Source organism: Ruegeria sp. K11, assembly GCF_056531905.1.
Window position 1 is genome coordinate 92577 of the sequence record NZ_JBQFMP010000003.1, and the last position, 20077, is coordinate 112653.

Sequence of the window (20077 nt, forward strand, 5' to 3'; positions counted from 1 at the left end):
TGCCAAAACACAGGGGGCTCGCGCGTGAAGACCACTACGCAGGTTGCAGTCATTGGCGGAGGTGTCGTCGGATGTTCCGTCCTTTATCATCTGACCAAACTGGGCTGGTCGGATGTTATGTTGCTGGAACGGTCGGAATTGACCAGCGGTTCGACCTGGCATGCGGCGGGTGGGTTTCACACGTTGAACGGCGACACCAATATGGCCGCGCTGCAAGGGTATACGATCCGGCTGTACAAAGAGCTGGAAGAGATCGCCGGCATGTCTTGCGGACTGCACCATGTGGGCGGAGTGACTCTGGCAGACAATCAGGACCGGTTCGACATGCTGCTGGCCGAACGCGCCAAGCATCGCTTTATGGGGCTTGAGACCGAAATCGTCGGGCCGGACGAGATCCGCAACATTGCTCCGATCACCAATACCGACGGTATCATCGGCGCGCTTTATGATCCGCTGGATGGTCATCTGGATCCATCGGGGACTACGCATGCCTATGCCAAGGCCGCACGGATGGGGGGCGCTACCATAGAAACCCATTGCATGGTGCGCGAAACGAACCAGCGGCCGGACGGAACTTGGGACGTGGTCACCGATAGCGGCACGATCCACGCCGAACATCTGGTCAATGCCGGTGGTCTCTGGGCGCGCGAAGTTGGTGCGATGGCCGGCGTCTATTTCCCGCTGCACCCGATGGAGCATCAATATCTGGTCACCGATGCGATCCCACAGATCGAGGCGATCATTGATGCGGGTGGCGAGCACCCGCATGTGATGGACCCGGCTGGCGAAAGCTATTTGCGACAGGAAGGGCGCGGCCTGTGCATCGGGTTTTACGAACAGCCCTGCAAGCCCTGGGCCGTCGATGGAACGCCATGGGAGTTCGGCCATGAACTGCTGCCCGACGATTACGACAAGATCACCGACAGCATCGAATTCGCGTATCGTCGCTTTCCGGTTCTGGCCGAGGCCGGGGTGAAATCAGTCATCCACGGCCCATTTACCTTTGCGCCTGACGGAAACCCTCTGGTCGGGCCTGTGCCGGGAATGCGCAACTATTGGTCGGCCTGCGGGGTAATGGCCGGGTTCAGCCAGGGCGGCGGCGTTGGCCTGACGCTGGCGCAGTGGATGATCGAGGGCGAACCCGAGCGGGATGTGTTTGCCATGGACGTCGCCCGGTTCGGCGACTGGATCAGCCCCGGATACACCCGTCCAAAAGTGATCGAGAACTATCAGAAACGCTTCAGTGTGGCCTATCCAAACGAGGAGCTGCCGGCCGCCCGTCCCAACCGGACGACGCCCATGTATGACATCTTTTCGGATCTCGGCGCGGTCTGGGGGCAGCAATATGGGTTGGAGGTTCCGAACTATTTCGCCCGGGACGGCGAACCAGACTATGAAACCCCGTCGTTTCGCCGTTCGGATGCGTTTGACGCCACCGGTCGCGAGGTCCGGGCCGTCCGCGAAGGTGTCGGTATCAACGAGGTGCATAATTTCGGCAAGTACCGCATCACCGGACCCGGCGCGCGGGACTGGCTGGATCGGATCATGGCTGGTCGTATTCCGAAACCCGGTCGCCTGTCGCTGACGCCAATGCTGTCACCCAAGGGCAAACTGATCGGCGATTTCACCATCTCATGCCTCAGCGAGACCGAGTTCCAACTGACCGCCTCGTACGGCAGTCAGGCCTTTCACATGCGCTGGTTCCAGCAGAACGCACAGGACGGCGTTGCGATCGACAATGTCAGCGACCGACTGAACGGCTTCCAGATTGCCGGGCCAAAAGCGGCCAAGGTTCTGGCCATCTGCACGCGCGACGACATCAAAGCTTTGCGCTTTCTTGACGTGCGCCGCATGACCGTCGGCATGACCGACTGCATCGTTCAACGCGTCAGCTATACAGGCGATCTGGGATATGAGATTTATTGCGATCCAATGGCGCAAAGACAACTTTGGTGGACCTTGTGGCAGGCTGGTCAGGCCTTTGACATGACACCTTTTGGCATGCGCGCCATGACGAGCTTGCGGCTGGACAAGTTCTTCGGTTCCTGGATGCGGGAATTCTCGCCCGACTACACAGCCGCCGAAACCGGGTTGGACCGGTTCATTGCTTTCTCGAAAACGGCGGACTTCATCGGCCGTGACGCAGCCGAGGCAGAAAGGGTGACCGGCACAGTCCGTAAGCTGGTCGCATTCGAGGTGGACGCATCCGATGCCGATGTGAACGCCTATGAGCCGATCTGGCTGGATAGGCAGGTTATCGGGTTTTGCACATCGGGTGGATATTCCCACTTTGCGCAGAAATCCGTCGCGATGGGCTTTCTACCAACCAAACGTATCAAAGACCGGCTGCGGGTCGAGATTGAAATACTCGGCCAGATGCGCCCGGCCCACGTGATCTCGACCCCGCTATTTGATGCGGATGGCGTGCGAATGCGGGGATGACAACCGACGGCCGCAACGCCACAGTCTGGCAATGACACAGATTCCCATCATCCTGCTGGCCGCAGGCCAATCCAGCCGCATGGGCGGCACAGACAAGCTGATGCAGCCCGTTGATGGCGTGCCACTGCTGCGCCGCTCGGCGCTGAGGGCACAGGCCGTTGCGCCCACGATCGTCGCCCTGCCCCCATCCCCGCATGCCCGTTATGAAACGTTAGACGGGTTAGTGGTCAATCGGGTCGAAGTGAAAGATGCCGCCGAAGGTATGAACGCCAGCCTGCGCCGGGCCTTGTCCGAAGTGCCAGAAACCGCGCCCGCTGTCATGGTGATGCTGGCTGACCTGCCCGATCTCACATCCGATGACTTGCGGGGCGTATTGCGCGCCCGGGATGAGAACCCGGACTGTGCTATTTGGCGCGGCGCAACAGATACAGGCGCGCCGGGCCATCCCGTTGTATTCGACCGCGCGTTGTTCGACGACCTGTTGAAGTTGTCCGGCGATGACGGCGCGCAAAAGATCGTAAAGGCGAACAACGACCGGGTCCATCTGCACCGTTTGCCATCCCGGCACGCGCTGCTGGATCTGGACACGCCCGAAGACTGGGCCGCATGGAGATCACGCCCGGAGGCTTAAAATGACACGGCCCGGTCGAAATCGACCGGGCCGGCTGCCCAATACAGGACTACCACTTTCATCAATCTCCCAAAGCGCAACCGGATCGCCTGACAGGCATTCCGATTTTTTCGCTGCCGAACCTAAACAAGACCCCCTCGTTAACATGCCGCTCTGCGCTACAGAGACTGAGATGTGCCATCAACACCCCCTAGTGTTTCAGGCCCCCTCACTTGGGCAAGAACATCCTCGCCGATTGAGTGCTTTCAAACAACGTAAAATTGGAAGAAACGGTTAATTTCGAGTGTCGTTGCAAAAAATCAGGGCAACGGCGCAACACCACACTTTCGCCCTATGGTTGTGGCACCGCGCGTGGCTTGTCCATCACCTGGACAACATGCTCAGACATGAGCTCGATTAACCACGTATTTCAGAAGGCTGTCTGGCGGTTATTTGAGCACTTTAGATAAAAGATACTCTCATAGGTTGCATCATTATGAGAGCACGCGTCTTACCTTTTCTTTGTTAACAAATCTGAATCAATGCAACTGTTTTCTTACAGGCTTGCATTTTTGAGCAACAATTCACCGATTCGACGCCGCGACTGCCGTTTGATTCTGTCCCGATGCATGTTGTCAGCCTCGCAGACTTCACTGCGGCAAAGTGGCAAAATTAAGGTTTCTTAATCTTTTGAACAGGAACCACCAATACTCGTAGCGCATTTCGTCTCACAAGCGCGGACGCAACCGCCAAACACAGACAGGAGACAAAATGAGCATCCGAAAATCCTCACTGCTTTTCCCCCGCACTTCCAACATGATTGGCGTTGGCGCCCTGGGTGCCGCCATGTTGGCCACCACTGCGCTGCCCTCGATGGCGGATGAAGCACTGGCCGACCTTGTTGAAACCGTGTCGCCTTCGGTTGTGACCATCATCGCAAAACAGGACACAACGCCCACCCCGGCGCAGGGTCAGCAGTTCGATTTCGAAGGGCATCCTTTTGGCGAGTTCTTCAAGCGGTTCGGCGGCCCTGAAGGGTTCCAGACACCGCAGCGCGGCCCAAGCCAGGGGCTGGGCTCGGGCTTTGTGCTGGACAAGGATGGCTATATCGTCACCAACCACCACGTGGTCGACGATGCCAGCACCATCACGGTGCGTCTGAACGACGACCGCACTTTCGAGGCCGAGGTTGTGGGCACCGACCCGCTGACCGATATCGCGGTTCTTAAAATCGACGCGGGCGAGGATTTGCAGGCCGTTCAGATGGGCGACAGCGACGTCATCCGCGTGGGCGAAGACGTGGTCGCAATTGGCAACCCCTTTGGGCTGAGTTCAACCGTGACGACCGGGATCGTGTCGGCCAAGGGCCGCAATATCTCGGAAGGGCCTTATGCCGAGTTCATTCAGACGGACGCGGCCATCAACAAGGGCAATTCCGGCGGCCCCCTGTTCAACATGCAGGGCGAAGTTATCGGCGTAAATTCAGCTATCTACTCACCCAGCGGTGGGTCAGTGGGTCTGGGCTTTGCCGTCACATCGAACATCGTCGATCACATTACCGCCGACCTGCGGGACGATGGTCAGGTCAGCCGCGGCTGGCTGGGTGTGTCGATCCAGAATATCAGCCCTGAGCTGGCGGCTGCCATGGGAATCGACGCCACCTCGGGCGCGCTTGTCTCTGACGTCGTCGCCGACAGCCCCGCGGATGGTGTCCTGCAGCAAGGGGATGTCATTCTGTCGTTCAACGACGAAGCCGTGGACTCCAGCAGCGATCTGCCGATCCTTGTGGGCACCACAAAGGTGGGAACCGATAGTACTCTGACAGTGCTGCGAAACGGCAAGGAAGAGCTGCTGCAGATCACCATCGGACAACATCAGACCGCCTCGGCCGAGGCGGACAGCGTGGTCGAGGACAAGTTCGAAGGCACCTCGCTGGGCGTCATGGTGGCCCCCCTGACCGAGGCTGCGCGCGCCGAGATGGGTGTGGACACCAATGTTGACGGGGTCGTGGTGACCGAGCTGAACCCCGACGGCCCGGCGGCCAAGGCCGGTTTGCAACGCGGCGATGTGATCGTCCGCCTGGGCAATCTGGACACGGCAACACCGGAAGCTCTGAAATCCGCATTAGACAGCGAAAAGACCGACCCTGCGCTGGTTCTGATCAACCGGGCAGGTAACCAGATCTTCGTCGCCGTCGAGATCGCCTGACCAAAACCAAAGCGCGCCACATGATGGGGAAATATGGTGCGCTTTTCCAGCGGTGCGGATTGTCCACGTACCGCCGGGACTGCCGGGTGCGGCGTCGCACCCGGCATGTTTTTTTCAGCCAGCAGATATGTTTAAATTGCCAGTGAAAGGACCCCCAGCATGAGCAGACGACTATTGATCGTTGAAGATGACCAGGACACGCGGGACTTCATCGCAAAAGGGTTCAGCGAAGAAGGGTACGTGGTCGAAGTGGCCGCTGACGGCCGCGAAGGGCTTTACCACGCAACCGACGGAGGATTCGACGCGGTCGTGCTGGATCGCATGTTGCCGGGGCTGGACGGATTGTCCCTGATCAAATCCATGCGCGCCGCCGGTTTGAAGACACCGGTTCTGATGCTGACCGCGATGAGTGCAGTTGACGAACGCGTCAAGGGCCTGCGGGCCGGGGCGGATGACTATCTGGTCAAACCATTCTCGTTTCAGGAACTGCACGCCCGGATCGAGGCGCTGTTGCGGCGTCCGCAGGAATCCGAAGAAACCCCTACCCTGACCTGTCGTGATCTGGAAATGGATCTGCTGACCCGCAAAGTCACTCGCGACGGGCGAGAGATCACCCTGACCCCGCGCGAATTCCAGATTCTGGAGTTTTTCCTGCGCCGCAAGAACCGCGTCGTGTCGCGCACGATGTTGCTAGAGGGCGTCTGGGACTACCATTTTGACCCAAACACCAATGTGGTGGATGTGCATATTTCGAAACTGCGCCGTCAGCTGGACGAAGACGGGGCTTCTCCGATCATTGAAACCGTCCGGGGGGCCGGCTACATGGTCTCGGATGGATAACCTTCGACTTTCCTTAAAGAATTCCCGAACCCGACTGGTGCTGGCCAGCATGGTTCTGAGCACATTGCTGACCGCAACCGTTCTGGCCATGGTTTATGTCACCGCCAACCGCACCATCTCGGGCGAGACGCGTTCGGTTGTATCCGCCGAACTGACCGGCCTTGCGGATGAATACGAGCGGCGCGGCATGATCGGCCTGATCACAGCAATCGAACGCCGCCTACCCACAGCCGCCGAGCGCGATGCGCTGTATCTGCTCACCGGACGTCAGGGCACCAAACTTGCCGGGAACCTCACACGATGGCCTACAGGCATTGTGGCGGGCAGCGGCTGGGTCGATCTGGAGCTGCACCGGGGCGAGGCGGATCAGATCGTCCCGATCTCTGCCGCCTCAATCCGCCTGCCGGGCGGTGAACGGCTATTGGTCGGGCGCGACGCGCTCGCCCGGCAGCAGTTTGACCGTGTTTTGCTGCGATCTGTGGCACTGGCACTTGCAACCGCATTAGCGCTGAGCCTTCTGACCGGATGGCTACTGACCCGGTTGGTCTTCTCGCGGCTGAAAGATATCGCGGACACGGCGGATACGATTGTGTCCGGCGATCTGTCTCAGCGAATGCCGATACGCGGCACCGGGGACGAGTTTGATCAGGTCGCAGGTACCTTGAACAACATGCTGGACCGGATTGAGGAACTGATCAGCAATCTCAGAACCACATCCAATTCCATCGCGCATGACCTCCGCTCGCCCCTGTCTCGGTTGCGCCAGCGCGTTGAAGCGTTGGCCGAGCCCGGCAAAACGGATCAGGAGCGCGAAATCGACACCGCGCGTGCATCCGGAGAGATCGACCACCTGTTGCGCGTGCTAAGCCAACTGACCGAGATTTCCCGCGCCGAAGCCGGGCTGGGCCGCGAACAATTCGAAACCGTCAACATCCTGCAGCTGGCTGCAGACGTGGTCGAGCTTTACGACCCTGTCGCCGCCGATCAGGGCATCCGGCTTGAGGTCACAGGCACCGCCCCTCCGATACAGGGTCACCGGCCGCTTTTGTCGCAAGCGCTGTCCAATCTGTTGGAGAATGCGTTGCGCTATGCCCCGCCGGACAGCGAGATCACGATCCATGTGGGCGAGGATGGACCAGATACACTGCTCAGCGTTCGCGACCGCGGGCCGGGCGTGCCCAAGGCCGACCTTCCGCGCCTACAGATGCCCTTTGTCACGCTCGATCCGGCGCGAACGGAACGCAATGCGGGTCTGGGTCTGGCCTTGGTCGCCGCCATATCGCATATGCACGGCGGCCGGTTTGTGGCGCGGAATTGTGATCCCGGCCTTGAAACAACGATCCGGATCAAACGGCAGCCTTAATCCGGTTTACCATTGATCGCCATATTCTTGTTTTTATAGCGTTTATCATCCGTCACCTCGGGTCCGAACCAATCGGGTACGTGGAAGCTCAGCGCCTCGGCCTCGGTCGTGAACTCAACCTCGACCAGACGCAGCGGAGCGAGGTCACCCAGAAACACGTCCAACTCATAAATCATTCCGTTAGGTAGTGATCCGGTGAACCGCTCTTTTTCGACCCGGCGCCCTTCGGTCTCGGGCCAGAACATCTCGAATTGAGCCTGCGGTATCTCCGACTCACGCTCAGTGCGCACCATGCCGCCGGCCCCTTTCAGAGTGAGATAATAGGTGTCGTTCTTTTGCCGCAGCCGCAGCTCGGTCGAATCCTCGGGCGCGGTAAGATACCCCTGCCGCACCACCGCTTTTTGCGCCCGCATCAGGTCGGGTGTCCGAGCGACCAGAAACTTGCGTTCGATCTCATTGCTCATTTGCGCGACCCCAATCCCGCTTTCAGCTCTTTGAACAGGGCATTATACGCCGCACCCGCCGCACTGCGACCGGCATAGGTCAGCACCGGCGCACGATGCAATCCCATACGCTCGATATCGGCGACAAATGGAATCTCGGACTTGAGAAACCGTTTTTGGTACTGTTTCCGCATCGCCTGCATTGTCTCAAGATGCAGGGTCTTGCGTTTCTGGACCATCGAAAAGAAAGCACGCAGCTTTTTCTTCGGGATTTTATGTTCGTCGAAAAAGCTCACCAACTGGCCGAACGTGCGCTCGGACAAGGTGGTGGGAATGACCGGCACAACAATGGTGTCGGCGGCCTTGAAGATATTCTCGGACAGGGTCGAGAAATTTGGGGGGCAATCCAGGATAATCACGTCATAATCCCCACCGACCGAAGTCAGCGCCTTTTTTAGACGCGACCGTTTGTTGCGCATGCGGGACAGGAAAATATCGAAGTCACGAAAGGTCAGATTGGCGGGCAGAACATCCAAACCCTCGTAGTCACTGGCCCGGATTGATTTGGTGAAGCGCTTCACGTCCTCGAAGAACCGGGCCTCGGTCAGTTTCTTCGACGGTTTGACCCGAAAATAAAAACCCGACGCGCCTTGCGGGTCCAGATCGCACAAGAGAACCTGCAATCCCGCCTGCGCGCAGGCATAGGCCAGATTGACCGAGGTCGCGGTTTTCCCGACACCGCCCTTGTTGCTGTAGCAAGCAATAATCTTCATCCCTCAACGCTCCTTCCGGTGAAACAGGTCCTGAAACAATGCCCTGATTTTCTGGCTGTCAAAATGCGCGAAATTGGCCATCACGCGATCTCGCTCGGCGGCTTGTCTTTGGCTGAGCACTGCAATCAGTCCGCCAACAGCCAACGTCACTTGTATGTCCGCCTTTGTGTGCGTAGCGGACCGTTGGCTTACATACGTCATCAATGCGTCCTGCTGCACCGCATAGTCATTAAAATAACCCAGGTTGTTTTGAAGCTTTTTCAAGGGTCTGATAATCGTCTTGAAAGCACGTGCTTCGAATAACGGGGCAAAAAACTCCATCAGATAACGCAGTTTCTTGCAATCAATGCGCAAAGCATGAATGACGTCATCCGGTGTGTCCACCGTGATGCGGCGCGCAATTTTGCAAACTTTACCATAGCGTTTCCAGATCAGCGCACAGGCGTAATCATAGGCGGCCCGGTCCGCATTTGGACCTGGCTCAAGGTGGTTCACATCGGCAAACAGCGCGGTCAGGTCGTCCATTTTTTGGGTATAAGCTTTGCTTTGCAAATGTCTGGACAGGTTGATCAACTCGCGGTTCCGCTCGGCTTGAAACGCGCCGAACATCGCGTCGACCCCTGAATGAAGTTTTGATGGCACTAAATTGTAAAAACTGTCTTTTTCCAGCAGATACACATCCAGGTCACGCAACCGACCGGTTGCGGCCATCAAGTCAGAAAACTCTTGTTTCAGCACCCGCGTTTGCTGCTCGGAAAACACCCCTTTGAACAGGCTCAGAACCGAGCGGATGCGGCGCAGAGACACGCGGTAGTCGTGCAGGAATTCAGTGTCGATATCCGCGACAGCCCCCCATTCATTTTGCCGCGCAACCTTCAGAAAAACCTCTACGATATCCTTGGCCACCTGAATGGATGGTTCATGTGTGCTCATCACAATCTCGGGTTTGGCATTGTATGGCATCACCGACGGAAAAAGGGCCTCTATGACGCGCCCCGCATCTCGTGTGGGCCGCATCCCGCGCAGCGCATCGCAAACAACCGCGCCGGATTTTTCGTATCCCCGCAGCGAATGGATCGAGAGAACCGTGACCTGCCCATCAGATGAGGTAAGCGAAATCATCTCGCCCCGGACATGTATCTTTTGCAGATCATCCTGAACGACAAAAAGAGTTCGCTCTAGCTGACCCTCGCCCCAGCTTATCAGTGCACGCAGTTTGGGAACCCCACGGATTGCGTTCTTAACCGGGCCGTCAGGCAAGTTCTGCACGACTTGCCCCTTGGCGTGCATCGACTGGGTCAGAATTGGCCTTCCATCCTCGATCAGATGGGTCTCGCCGCCACTTTCCAGGAGAACCTGATTGGATTTTCGCAAGGACTGGTCGTGGCAATCCAACAGCTGGAACGGTTGTGGTGCCGCGCCGGTTTGCCGTTGAATGGTCAATGTGTTCAGACGATCCGACAGCGCGCTCAGATTCAACGCCTGCGGGAAGACATAAACCGAACCGTGTCTTCCAGTCATGATCCGCCCCTTCCAGATGACCCGAGGTTGTTCTCGGCCCGCACATCAATGGTAATCTGACCGCTGGCGCTTCCAAGCAGTCTGGTCACCAGGCGCTCCGTCTTTGGAAGGAAACGGTCATTTGATCACATGAGTACGCGTTTGGAATAAGCGTGCAAGTGGCATCTTCGACCCGTGTGTCGGATCTCCAATCCGTCCGGTCCGGCGAAACTGTCGGGTGACAGCGCCACGGCGCAGCGGTAAGACTGAGGGCATGTCTGATCCGGTCTCATCAATCCGCAATCTCGGCCCTGCATTCGAACAAGCCTGCACCCGTGCGGGCATCCATTCTGCGCAGGAATTGCGTGAACTGGGGGCGGATGCAGCATATGCCCGGCTGCTGCAATCCGGATCGCGCCCGCATTTCATCGGCTATTACGTTTTGGTGATGGGCCTTCAGGGACGCCCATGGAACGATTGTAAAGGCGATGAGAAAAAGGCGTTACGTCAAAGGTTTGATGCAATCAAATCAAGCACCACGGTCGCACCGAAAAACCAGATGATCTCGGAATTGGATGCGATTGGCGTTCGCATCTCGGCCAGTGACCTGGAAACTCAATAAAAAAGCCGTCCCCAACACGGGAACGGCTTGAAGCTTAGTTTTTTCGCGGCTTAGCCGACCAGTTCGATGCCCGAGAAGAAATAGGCGATCTCAACCGCAGCCGTTTCCGGTGCGTCCGAACCGTGAACCGAGTTTTCACCAACCGATTCAGCGAACTCGGCGCGGATGGTGCCGGCTGCGGCGTCTGCGGGGTTGGTTGCGCCCATGACTTCGCGGTTCTTCGCAATGGCGCCTTCGCCTTCCAGAACCTGAACAACGACCGGTGCCGACGACATGAATTCGCACAGTTCGTCATAGAACGGACGCTCGGCGTGGACTTCGTAGAACTTGCCTGCCTGTGCTTTGGTCATGTGGATGCGCTTTTGCGCAACGATGCGCAGGCCAGCCTCTTCAAACTTGGCATTGATCTTGCCGGTCAGGTTACGGCGGGTTGCATCGGGTTTGATGATCGAGAATGTGCGTTCCAGTGCCATGTCGGCCTCTCCTTACTATAAGGCGCGACCCCCGCGCCGAAATCCATCGCGGGCCGCCTAGCATGGTCTGTCGCTTATGAAAAGCACTATGTGGGCCAAGGTTCAGATCGTATCCGGCAATGGATCTTGCAGGTCCACCCAACGAACGTAGAAGATGGCAACAAGACCCGCGAAACTGCTGACAAACATCATACACAGAACCAGAAACGGGGCGTTGGCTGCGGTGACATATGTGCCTGTGGCAAAGGTCAGCACAGCGCCCAGCGCCACCGTCATCGCCCCGGACAGACCTGCCGCGCTGCCTGCCAGCTGCGGGCGCACGGACATCAGACCCGCCGTTGCGTTGGCCACCGTCAATCCATTGCCGAAACCCACCAGAACGGCCGAACCAAAAAAGGTCCAGACATTGCCGAACCCGGCGGCAAAGCTCATAAACCCAAAAACCGGGCCGACCGAAGCAATTATTCGCCCCGCCAGAATCAGGGTATTCAGCCGGGTATGCCCCGCCATTCGTCCGGTCAGGTAACTGCCCGCCATAAAGCCCAATGTAATAATCCCGATCCCCAAGCCCAGCAGAGCCGGGTTCAGGTCAAACCACGTGGCCGCAACCAGCGGCGCGCCGGTAATGAAGGCGTAGAACCCCCCGATCGAGAACGCCGCACAGAATGAATACCCCCAGAACCTGCGAGAGTTGAACAGGTGCGGATACAGCCTCATCTGGGTGGCGAATGTGGCCGTGGTGTTTGTGTTGGTCTCACCCAGATCGACCCAGACCAGCGCCAGCAGGCTGGCTCCCATCAGGACATAAAGTGCAAACCCGGCCCGCCAACCGAACAGCATCTCAAGCACACCGCCCAGCATAGGGCCCAGCATCGGAGCCAGTGCCATGGCCATCGAGACATATCCCAGCTTGCTTGCAGCTTCGTTCGGCGGGTGCATGTCACGGATTGCCGCGCGGGCCAGTACCTGTCCCGCAATCACCGCGCCCTGCAACATTCGGAACCCAAGAAACACCCAGATCGACCCGGCAAGCGCGCATCCGATTGATGCCAGAACGAATATCCCCATGCAGATCAACAGAACCGGGCGACGTCCGTACCGGTCTGACAGTGGCCCCATGATCAGTTGCAGCACCGCCGACAACGCCAGATATCCCGCCACTGACAGATTGACCAACCCATAACTGGCCTCCAGGTCGGCGCCGATATGCGGCAGCGACGGCAGGAACATGTTCAGTGACAGCACCGACAGCGCCGTGATCAGAACCAATGTAATCAGTGATGGGGGCGACTGAGCCGCGCGCATGGGAATAGCCGTTTAAATATGCCAACCGGCACAGCGCTAACACATCATCCGCAAGATGAACATGGCCAGAACAGCGTTGGACCTGATGCAGAGGGTCACTTTATGCGTTCAATTGTCAATTCGACGTGTCCCGAGTTGTTGCCATAGGTCGCCCAGGCGTCATTGGCGAAGGCGTATAGAAAGCCATCTTCCTTAGGGGGCAGTGTACAGCCCTCTCCGATTTCAAAATACTGATGGGTATCCAGCTTCATGGAACCCGGGTCGACTCCTTTTCCATTCGACACCATCCCGATCAGCGAAAACCAGGGGGCTTCGGAAAATCGTCGTGAAAACGAATTGTCCGCGTTTCGCGTCTGCCTGAACCGGCGCAGCGTCCTGCGGTAGGACTCGGGGATCTTAGCCAGAAGATAGGCGGCTTTGGCCGGTTTGAAGCCGGGATTTGCTCCGCGCGGTGAGGCTGTAATTCCCGCGTCCAACCATTCCCCCCGCGCGGTCAGGGCGTATTCCTCGCCCTTTTGCACAAAAACGCCTGTTCGGTTCCATCTCTCTCGTGCGCTGATCCGCAGAGTTACGGATGCATTCAGGTCAAGATGGTCGCAAGGCCAGTAGTCCGGCTCACCCAGGGCTGGCAGGTTGTTGCGCGCAATCGCCTCGCCGCTGAGGCTGGACAGGTCGTCCCGGTGTGTGACGAAGCTGGGGGTCGAGCGTGGGCGGGTGCGGCGAAACCGGAACACGCCCGAGACGGAGTCGTGCAACAGTCCTTGCGGGTTCGCCGTCAACGCGGTTTTCGGGTCTCTGCGAAAATGCAGCCCCTCGTCTTCTGCCTCCATCATCATCCAGCGCAAAGTCGTGTCGCCTAGGCTGTGCTGTGCATACCCGCCCCCCACGTCACCATGCACACCGGGAAACCAGACCTGTTTCACGCGGCTTTCATCGATCTCGGTCCAAAGCGTCGGCGTAAAATCCAGTCGACGCTCATCTATCGCCACAGCGTGGCGGGCCTGTTTTACGCAATCTCCCAGCTTGGTGTCGTGAAACGCGTGTTTACGCGGATCGCCGATCAGCGCATTCAGCAAACCCAGATCGTCCGGAACACCAAGCGAGCCGACCGTATCCCAGACCCCAAGGAAATGAATGTCGATTTCCCTGTAATCCAGTTGAGGCAGTGGTGTTTTCGAGTTTTTCAACCACACGTGCTTTTGCATAAAGCGCAGATCACCATCGCGCTTTTTTGCCTGATACCAAAGCAACGAGGCGGTGACCGCGTCCCATTTCTCTTTCTCTGCAAGTTCGGGATCGGTCAGATCGCACAACCCGATCTGACCAAGCATCCCCGCCAGGCTGCGCGCCGTATAGGCGCCACGGCTGAAACCAAGCAAATAGATATTGTCCTGCGGACCCTCGTAGGTTTCAGCCAGAAATTTGTACGCACTTTTGATGTCATCTTCGAGCCCAAGGCCAATCGCGCCCCCCAATGCGCGTTTCAGAAAACCCCCGCTGGTGCCCACGCCATTGCGGTAATAGGATTTTTGCGGAACTCCGTTCCCGTCCTGCTTGGCGACATCTGCATAGAATTTTCGTACATTGGTCGGGGCCGGCAGCCCATCATCGCTGTTATCCGCCGAATTCCAGGTTCCGTCGCAGCAGACAATGATGTTGGCCATGGCAGGAAACCTCCGAAATATATGCGGCTGTAAGACTGTTTTTGTGAATACAATAAAGCCTAACACGGCCGATCCGTCTTTCAAAACCTGTCTATGTCTTATGACGGATTGACCCGGCTTTCTGCTTGAGCCACACAGCCCCCATGCTACGGATCGAAGACATCACCTATGCCGTCGAAGGCCGTCCCCTGTTCGACGGGGCCAGCGCGACTATTCCCGATGGCCACAAGGTCGGCCTTGTGGGTCGCAACGGAACCGGCAAAACCACGTTGTTCCGCCTGATCCGGGGTGAGCTGTCGTTGGAATCGGGCAATATCGCCGTTCCCAAACGCGCGCGCATCGGGGGTGTGGCGCAAGAGGTCCCCTCGTCCGATGTCTCGCTGATCAATACCGTTCTGGCCGCCGATACCGAACGCAGCGCACTGATGGCCGAGGCCGACAGCGCCACCGACCCTGCCCGCATCGCCGAGATCCAGACCCGGCTGGCGGATATCGATGCCTGGTCGGCTGAGGCGCGGGCGGCCTCGATCCTCAAAGGTCTGGGGTTTGATGACGAAGATCAGCTGAAACCCTGTTCGGATTTCTCGGGTGGCTGGCGAATGCGCGTCGCTTTGGCGGCGGTGCTGTTTGCGCAGCCCGACCTGCTGCTGCTGGATGAACCAACCAACTATCTCGACCTCGAGGGCGCGCTTTGGCTGGAAAGCTATCTGGCCAAGTACCCTCACACCGTCATCATCATCAGCCACGACCGGGGGCTGCTGAACCGCGCTGTGGGGTCGATCCTGCATCTGGAAGATCGCAAGCTCACCTATTACGCGGTGCCTTACGACAAATTCGCCGAACGCCGCGCCGAACGTCTGGCGCAGGCGGAATCGGAAAACGCCAAAGCCAAGGCCCGCATCGCCCATCTGCAAAGCTATGTGGACCGGTTTCGCTATAAGGCGTCGAAAGCCGTTCAGGCCCAGTCGCGCCTGAAGATGATCGAACGCATCCAACTGGTCTCAACCCCGCAAGAGGCCGCCCTGCGCGCGTTTTCCTTCCCCGAGCCCGAGGAATTGTCGCCCCCGATCATTCAGATCGAAGGTGGCGTGACCGGGTATGGCGAGACCGAAGTTTTGCGCCGCCTGAACCTGCGCATCGATCAGGACGACCGCATCGCCCTGCTGGGCAAGAACGGTCAGGGCAAGTCAACGCTGTCCAAGCTGCTGTCGGACCGCCTGCCGTTGATGGCGGGCAAGATGACCCGCAGCAACAAGCTGCGCATCGGCTATTTCGCGCAGCATCAGGTGGATGAGCTTTACGTTGACGAAACCCCGCTGGACCACCTGCGCCGCCTACGCCCGGATGAGGCTCCGGGCAAGTGGCGCTCGCGTCTGGCCGGGTTCGGATTGAATGCAGATCAAGCCGAAACAGTGGTTGGCCGTCTGTCGGGCGGGCAAAAGGCACGGCTGTCGCTGCTGATCGCCACCATCGACGCGCCGCATATGCTGATCCTCGACGAGCCGACCAACCATTTGGACATCGAAAGCCGCGAGGCGCTGGTCGAGGCGTTGACCGCCTATTCCGGTGCGGTGGTTCTGGTCAGCCACGATATGCACCTGCTGTCGCTGGTGGCCGATCGGCTGTGGCTTGTTTCCGAAGGTACCGTCAAACCTTTTGACGGCGATCTCGAAGCCTATCGCAACCTTCTGCTGGCGCGCGACAAGCCGGTGAAAGAAAAGCCAAAGGCAGCCAAGCCAAAACGCCCCTCGCGCGATACGTTACTTGCGTTGCGCGCCGATCTGCGTAAGTGCGAAGACCGGATCGAGAAACTATCGGACATGCACGAGAAGCTGTCGGCCAAGCTGGCCGATCCGGCATTGTATGAAGATGACCGTGTCAACGATCTGGAAACCTGGAACCGCAAGTTCGCCGAAGTGGTCGAGGCCATGCAAAAGGCCGAGGCCCTTTGGGTGGCCGCCGCCGAACGGCTAGAACAGGCAGAGAAAGCAGCATGATGGACAGTCTATTTCTGATCACCGCATTCACAACGCTGTTTGTGGTTCTCGATCCACCCGCCCAGACACCGATCTTTGTGGCACTGACGCAGGGCATGGACTGGCACACCCGGCGCTCGATTGCGATCAGGGCGTGTCTGACGGCGGGTATCATATTGGCCGTTTTTGCAGCCTTCGGCGAGGCCGTTCTGGGTTTTGTCGGTATCTCGATGGAAGCCTTCCGGGTGGCCGGTGGTGTGCTGCTGTTTCTGACCGCGCTGGATATGTTGTTCGAGCGGCGGACAAAGCGGCGCGAAAACAGTGCCGAAGAAGAAGAACACCCCGACCCTTCGGTCTTTCCTCTGGCAATCCCTCTGATTGCCGGTCCCGGCGCGATTGCCACCATGATCCTGCTGGCCGGTCAACAGCCCGGAATTCAGGGGCTGGCAGTTGTCATCGGCGTCATGCTGGTCGTTCTGGCGATGGTGTTCGTGATGTATCTGTCATCCGGCGCCGTGGCGCGCGTACTGGGCAAAACCGGCCTGAACGTGCTGACCCGGTTGCTGGGCATGCTGCTGGCTGCACTGTCGGTTCAGTTCATTCTTGACGGTCTCAAGGCCTTTGGTTTTGCATCCTGAATCCCCATATACCTGTCGGGGTTATTGGTTAGGGTAGCAGCATGGATGGCGATAACATTGCGCGTTTGGCATATTTGAGCCTGCTTGGGGCGGCTGTGGTGGCGTGGTTTGTCTCGCAGAACCGTCAGAATCTGAACAAGACGCTGCAACAGGCGATGGCCTGGGTGTTCATTTTTATCGGCGTTATCGCTGTGGTTGGATTGTGGGAAGATATCCGGACCACCGTGGCCCCTGTCCCGCAGATGACAGTAACGGGTCAGACGATCCAGGTGCCCCGTGCACCGGACGGTCATTACTATTTGCCGGTCGAGGTAAATGGCGAAACGATCAACTTTCTGGTCGATACCGGTGCCAGCCAGATTGTTCTGAGCGCGCTGGACGCCGAGCGCATTGGGATCGATCCCGACCAGTTGAACTATTTCGGCCGTGCGCTCACCGCGAATGGCGAGGTCCGCACCGCTCCGGTGCGACTGGAGACGCTGACGCTGGGGCCGATTACGGACCGCAATGTCCCGGCATCGATCAACGAGGGTGACTTGCACCAGTCACTGCTGGGGATGGATTACCTGCACCGGTTCTCGAATATCCAGTTCGCCGAGGGTCGCCTGGTCTTGTCGCGCTGAGGGCATTTCCAGATTGAGAACAAAATGAGAACATGCTAATCTGACGGCATGTCCACAAATCTTCTTGGCCGCAAACCCGCGCGTGCCGCACCAGGGCTGGTGCTGCATCCTCAGATCACCCTGCAACTGGCCCGCGTGCACGAGGCTTGCGGTCCTGCCCGGCGCAGCTTTGCCATGTGGCTGGCTGGTCAGGCGCAGGGTCAGGTTCTGTGGATTTCCCCCGCGTGGGAACCTGGTCAGTTGAACCCCGACGGGATGATGCCCTTCGCCGATCCTGCCCGGTTCCTCTTTGTCCGCCCCACCCGGCCCGAGGACCTGCTGTGGTGCATGGAAGAGGCGCTGCGCAGCGGGGCGATCCCGCTGGTCATCGGCGATCTGCCCCGTGCGCCGGGGCTGACGCCGGTCCGGCGGATGCATCTGGCCGCCGAACAGGGCGGCGCGATGGGACGTGCTCCGCTGGGCTTGCTGCTGACACCCGGAGATGGCGGCGCGCAGGGGGTTGAGACGCGCTGGCACATGGCTGCCGATCATGCCGGAGAGGCCCGCTGCTGGACCCTGACCCGCCGCCGCGCCCGCGCCCTGCCCCCGGTCAGCTGGCAGGCCACCCAGACCAAGCCACGCGCCGGGCTGAACCTGCAAAGGATCGGGGTTGACGCGGCTTTGGCGTGACACTCTTCAGGTGATCACGCAAGATGTGACTGGCCAAAGACCCGGCCCCGCCCTAGCGTTCCGGGATGACCCACGCAATCCACGATAGCCGCTATTCCTGGCTGCGCCTTCTGATCACGCTCGCCATTGCAACGGTGGCGAATGTGGGCATGTGGGCGGTGATCGTGGTGATGCCTGCCATCGAAGCACAGTTCGACGCGGGCCGCGCAGCCGCGTCGATGCCCTACGTTCTGACAATGATCGGCTTTGCGCTGGGGAACATGTGGCTGGGGCAACTGGTCGACCGGCTGGGCGTGACCAAGGCCCTGATCGGGGCCGCCGTCCTGAGTGCAATAAGCTATCTTCTGGTGGCCCTCGCCCCGAACATGACAATGCTGTCGCTGGCGCATCTGTTTCTGGGGCTCGGCACCTCGATCGGGTTCGGGCCGCTGATCGCCGATATCTCGCACTGGTTCATGAAACGGCGCGGCATCGCGGTCGCACTGGTGGCCAGCGGGAACTATCTGTCCGGAGCAATCTGGCCCACCCTGCTGTCGGGCATTCTGGCACGCGACGGCTGGCAGCAGGTCTATCTGACTCTGGCCGTCATCACGCTGATTGTGGTCGTCCCCCTGTCTCTGCTTTTGCGCCGAAACGTCCCCCCCGAGGCGCATCAGACCGCCGCCACCAACGCGCAGATCAACGCCAGCAGCGTCGGAATCTCGCCCCGCGCACTGCAGTATATCTTGGGTCTCGCCGGGATCGGCTGTTGCGTGGCGATGTCGATGCCACAGGTTCATATCGTCTCGTATTGCGTCGGGCTGGGCTATGGTCCCGCCGTCGGGGCCGAGATGCTGTCGCTGATGCTGCTGGGCGGCGTGGTCAGCCGTGTCATCTCGGGGATGGTGGCCGATAAGCTGGGCGGGCTTATGACTTTGCTGATCGGGTCGATCCTGCAATGCATCGCCTTGTTCCTGTTCCTGCCCTACGACGGGATGGTCTCACTTTACATCATCAGCCTGATGTTCGGATTGGCACAGGGCGGTATCGTGCCCAGTTATGCGCTGGTCGTACGGGAATACATGCCCCCGCAAGAGGCCGGTGCCCGCGTCGGGTTTGTCATGATGATGACCATCATGGGCATGGCATTGGGCGGCTGGATGTCCGGCTGGATTTACGACTTAACCGGAAATTATCAATTGGCCTTTATCAATGGCATCCTTTGGAACGGGGTCAACATCGCAATCCTGCTGATGCTGTTGAAACGGTCGCGTCCCCGCAGGCAAGAGGTTCTGGCATGACTTCAACCACACGACGCACGCTGTTGGCCGGGCTTGCCGCTCTGGCGCTGACCGGCCCGGGTCTGGCCGCGCCACTGGCTTACGAGCTGGTGCAGGATGAGACCTCGGTTGATTTCACCTTTGACGTCTCGGGCATCGCCCAGTCGGGAACCATGCCGATCAAATCCGCCGACATCCAGATCGATCTGAACGATCTGCTCAACAGCCGCGTTGATGTGGTCCTGAATGTCGCCAAAGCCCGCACCAGACTGCCTTTCGCGCGCAAACCGATGCTGAGTGAAAGCGTCCTGCACGCCGAAGGGTTTCCGACGATCCAGTTTGTCTCGACCGGTGTGCAACTTGGTGAAGACGGGCGAATATCCGGCGGGGCGAAGATCAGCGGAGATCTGACCGTGCGCGGCGTCACACGCCCGATTGTTCTGAAGGCCGATCTGTACCGCCCGCCGGGCAGTACGTCAGATAACCTGGATGACCTGTCCATCCGTTTGACGGGGGCGTTGAACCGGCATGACTTCGGCGCGTCCGGCTATGCCGATCTGGTGCAAGACACCGTGGGGCTGGACATCCGGGCCGAAATCAAAAAGGCCGAATAGGCTAAAAACGACGCGAGAACGTCGATAAGCCGCGCGCATCGGCAGGGTGATGCGG

At 58.9% G+C, this 20077-nt stretch carries 18 protein-coding genes; 12 read left to right on the forward strand and 6 right to left on the reverse strand.

Going from position 1 to position 20077, the window contains the following annotated elements; genetic code table 11:
• Positions 1-24 precede the first annotated feature (24 nt).
• The 5 genes from ACR0K4_RS05520 to ACR0K4_RS05540 all read left to right on the forward strand — a co-directional run bounded on the left by ACR0K4_RS05520 (position 25) and on the right by ACR0K4_RS05540 (position 7463).
• Positions 25-2442 (forward strand): GcvT family protein, encoded by a 2418-nt coding sequence (locus tag ACR0K4_RS05520; protein WP_480853173.1) that lies wholly within the window; start codon positions 25-27, stop codon positions 2440-2442.
• A 31-nt stretch (positions 2443-2473) separates the two neighbouring features.
• On the forward strand, positions 2474-3073 hold the full coding sequence (locus ACR0K4_RS05525) for a nucleotidyltransferase family protein (RefSeq protein ID WP_480516405.1): 600 nt from the start codon (positions 2474-2476) through the stop codon (positions 3071-3073).
• Between the two features lie 750 nt (positions 3074-3823).
• Entirely contained in the window at positions 3824-5260 is a 1437-nt protein-coding gene (locus ACR0K4_RS05530; RefSeq protein ID WP_480853174.1) for a Do family serine endopeptidase, read from the forward strand.
• A gap of 159 nt (positions 5261-5419) precedes the next feature.
• A complete protein-coding gene (locus tag ACR0K4_RS05535) occupies positions 5420-6100 on the forward strand; it encodes a response regulator transcription factor (protein WP_480516401.1) in 681 nt (226 codons plus the stop codon).
• On the forward strand, positions 6093-7463 hold the full coding sequence (locus ACR0K4_RS05540; protein ID WP_480853175.1) for a sensor histidine kinase: 1371 nt from the start codon (positions 6093-6095) through the stop codon (positions 7461-7463). Before ACR0K4_RS05535 ends, ACR0K4_RS05540 begins: the two co-directional genes overlap by 8 nt.
• Here the strand turns inward: ACR0K4_RS05540 and ACR0K4_RS05545 are convergent.
• The 3 genes from ACR0K4_RS05545 to ACR0K4_RS05555 are packed head-to-tail and all read right to left on the reverse strand — an operon-like array spanning position 7460 to position 10200.
• Complete coding sequence (locus ACR0K4_RS05545; RefSeq protein ID WP_480853176.1) at positions 7460-7927, reverse strand: CYTH domain-containing protein; 468 nt, start codon at positions 7925-7927, stop codon at positions 7460-7462. The genes ACR0K4_RS05540 and ACR0K4_RS05545 overlap by 4 nt on opposite strands.
• The gene (locus tag ACR0K4_RS05550; RefSeq protein ID WP_480853177.1) at positions 7924-8679 is read right to left on the reverse strand and encodes a ParA family protein; all 756 of its coding nucleotides are present in this window, start codon (positions 8677-8679) and stop codon (positions 7924-7926) included. The genes ACR0K4_RS05545 and ACR0K4_RS05550 overlap by 4 nt, the downstream gene beginning before the upstream one ends.
• Positions 8680-8682: 3 nt before the next feature.
• Positions 8683-10200, reverse strand: a complete 1518-nt coding sequence (locus ACR0K4_RS05555; RefSeq protein ID WP_480853178.1) for a CHAD domain-containing protein — start codon at positions 10198-10200, stop codon at positions 8683-8685.
• Between the two features lie 253 nt (positions 10201-10453).
• On the opposite strand from ACR0K4_RS05555, the gene ACR0K4_RS05560 reads away from it, so the two are divergent.
• Positions 10454-10801 (forward strand): TfoX/Sxy family protein, encoded by a 348-nt coding sequence (locus ACR0K4_RS05560; protein ID WP_480853179.1) that lies wholly within the window; start codon positions 10454-10456, stop codon positions 10799-10801.
• A gap of 50 nt (positions 10802-10851) precedes the next feature.
• Here the strand turns inward: ACR0K4_RS05560 and ndk are convergent, their stop codons facing one another.
• The 3 genes from ndk to ACR0K4_RS05575 form a co-directional block, all read right to left on the reverse strand.
• Entirely contained in the window at positions 10852-11274 is a 423-nt protein-coding gene (gene ndk, locus ACR0K4_RS05565) for a nucleoside-diphosphate kinase (protein ID WP_480516389.1), read from the reverse strand.
• A 102-nt stretch (positions 11275-11376) separates the two neighbouring features.
• On the reverse strand, positions 11377-12579 hold the full coding sequence (locus tag ACR0K4_RS05570) for a multidrug effflux MFS transporter (RefSeq protein ID WP_480853180.1): 1203 nt from the start codon (positions 12577-12579) through the stop codon (positions 11377-11379).
• A 95-nt stretch (positions 12580-12674) separates the two neighbouring features.
• The gene (locus ACR0K4_RS05575) at positions 12675-14243 is read right to left on the reverse strand and encodes a DUF2235 domain-containing protein (protein WP_480853181.1); all 1569 of its coding nucleotides are present in this window, start codon (positions 14241-14243) and stop codon (positions 12675-12677) included.
• 143 nt (positions 14244-14386) lie between these two features.
• On the opposite strand from ACR0K4_RS05575, the gene ACR0K4_RS05580 reads away from it, so the two are divergent.
• From ACR0K4_RS05580 to ACR0K4_RS05605, 6 genes are all read left to right on the forward strand, one after another.
• Entirely contained in the window at positions 14387-16240 is a 1854-nt protein-coding gene (locus tag ACR0K4_RS05580) for an ABC-F family ATP-binding cassette domain-containing protein (RefSeq protein WP_480853399.1), read from the forward strand.
• Positions 16237-16857: a MarC family protein gene (locus ACR0K4_RS05585; RefSeq protein ID WP_480516383.1), complete on the forward strand. Its 621-nt coding sequence runs from the start codon at positions 16237-16239 to the stop codon at positions 16855-16857. Before ACR0K4_RS05580 ends, ACR0K4_RS05585 begins: the two co-directional genes overlap by 4 nt.
• A gap of 41 nt (positions 16858-16898) precedes the next feature.
• Positions 16899-17480: a retropepsin-like aspartic protease family protein gene (locus ACR0K4_RS05590; protein WP_480853182.1), complete on the forward strand. Its 582-nt coding sequence runs from the start codon at positions 16899-16901 to the stop codon at positions 17478-17480.
• A gap of 48 nt (positions 17481-17528) precedes the next feature.
• The gene (locus ACR0K4_RS05595) at positions 17529-18149 is read left to right on the forward strand and encodes an ImuA family protein (RefSeq protein ID WP_480516379.1); all 621 of its coding nucleotides are present in this window, start codon (positions 17529-17531) and stop codon (positions 18147-18149) included.
• Between the two features lie 65 nt (positions 18150-18214).
• Positions 18215-19429 (forward strand): MFS transporter, encoded by a 1215-nt coding sequence (locus ACR0K4_RS05600; protein WP_480853183.1) that lies wholly within the window; start codon positions 18215-18217, stop codon positions 19427-19429.
• Positions 19426-20022: a YceI family protein gene (locus tag ACR0K4_RS05605; RefSeq protein WP_480516375.1), complete on the forward strand. Its 597-nt coding sequence runs from the start codon at positions 19426-19428 to the stop codon at positions 20020-20022. The genes ACR0K4_RS05600 and ACR0K4_RS05605 overlap by 4 nt, the downstream gene beginning before the upstream one ends.
• Positions 20023-20077 lie beyond the last annotated feature (55 nt).

What these genes read in the sequence shown, in the direction of transcription:
- ACR0K4_RS05525 (WP_480516405.1), top strand. Translation starts at nt 2,474, where the DNA reads ATGACACAGATTCCCATCATCCTGCTGGCCGCAGGCCAATCCAGCCGC.
- ACR0K4_RS05530 (WP_480853174.1), top strand. Translation starts at nt 3,824, where the DNA reads ATGAGCATCCGAAAATCCTCACTGCTTTTCCCCCGCACTTCCAACATG.
- ACR0K4_RS05535 (WP_480516401.1), top strand. Translation starts at nt 5,420, where the DNA reads ATGAGCAGACGACTATTGATCGTTGAAGATGACCAGGACACGCGGGAC.
- ACR0K4_RS05540 (WP_480853175.1), top strand. Translation starts at nt 6,093, where the DNA reads ATGGATAACCTTCGACTTTCCTTAAAGAATTCCCGAACCCGACTGGTG.
- ACR0K4_RS05545 (WP_480853176.1), bottom strand. Translation starts at nt 7,927, where the DNA reads ATGAGCAATGAGATCGAACGCAAGTTTCTGGTCGCTCGGACACCCGAC.
- ACR0K4_RS05550 (WP_480853177.1), bottom strand. Translation starts at nt 8,679, where the DNA reads ATGAAGATTATTGCTTGCTACAGCAACAAGGGCGGTGTCGGGAAAACC.
- ACR0K4_RS05555 (WP_480853178.1), bottom strand. Translation starts at nt 10,200, where the DNA reads ATGACTGGAAGACACGGTTCGGTTTATGTCTTCCCGCAGGCGTTGAAT.
- ACR0K4_RS05560 (WP_480853179.1), top strand. Translation starts at nt 10,454, where the DNA reads ATGTCTGATCCGGTCTCATCAATCCGCAATCTCGGCCCTGCATTCGAA.
- ndk (WP_480516389.1), bottom strand. Translation starts at nt 11,274, where the DNA reads ATGGCACTGGAACGCACATTCTCGATCATCAAACCCGATGCAACCCGC.
- ACR0K4_RS05570 (WP_480853180.1), bottom strand. Translation starts at nt 12,579, where the DNA reads ATGCGCGCGGCTCAGTCGCCCCCATCACTGATTACATTGGTTCTGATC.
- ACR0K4_RS05575 (WP_480853181.1), bottom strand. Translation starts at nt 14,243, where the DNA reads ATGGCCAACATCATTGTCTGCTGCGACGGAACCTGGAATTCGGCGGAT.
- ACR0K4_RS05580 (WP_480853399.1), top strand. Translation starts at nt 14,387, where the DNA reads ATGCTACGGATCGAAGACATCACCTATGCCGTCGAAGGCCGTCCCCTG.
- ACR0K4_RS05585 (WP_480516383.1), top strand. Translation starts at nt 16,237, where the DNA reads ATGATGGACAGTCTATTTCTGATCACCGCATTCACAACGCTGTTTGTG.
- ACR0K4_RS05590 (WP_480853182.1), top strand. Translation starts at nt 16,899, where the DNA reads ATGGATGGCGATAACATTGCGCGTTTGGCATATTTGAGCCTGCTTGGG.
- ACR0K4_RS05595 (WP_480516379.1), top strand. Translation starts at nt 17,529, where the DNA reads ATGTCCACAAATCTTCTTGGCCGCAAACCCGCGCGTGCCGCACCAGGG.
- ACR0K4_RS05600 (WP_480853183.1), top strand. Translation starts at nt 18,215, where the DNA reads ATGACCCACGCAATCCACGATAGCCGCTATTCCTGGCTGCGCCTTCTG.
- ACR0K4_RS05605 (WP_480516375.1), top strand. Translation starts at nt 19,426, where the DNA reads ATGACTTCAACCACACGACGCACGCTGTTGGCCGGGCTTGCCGCTCTG.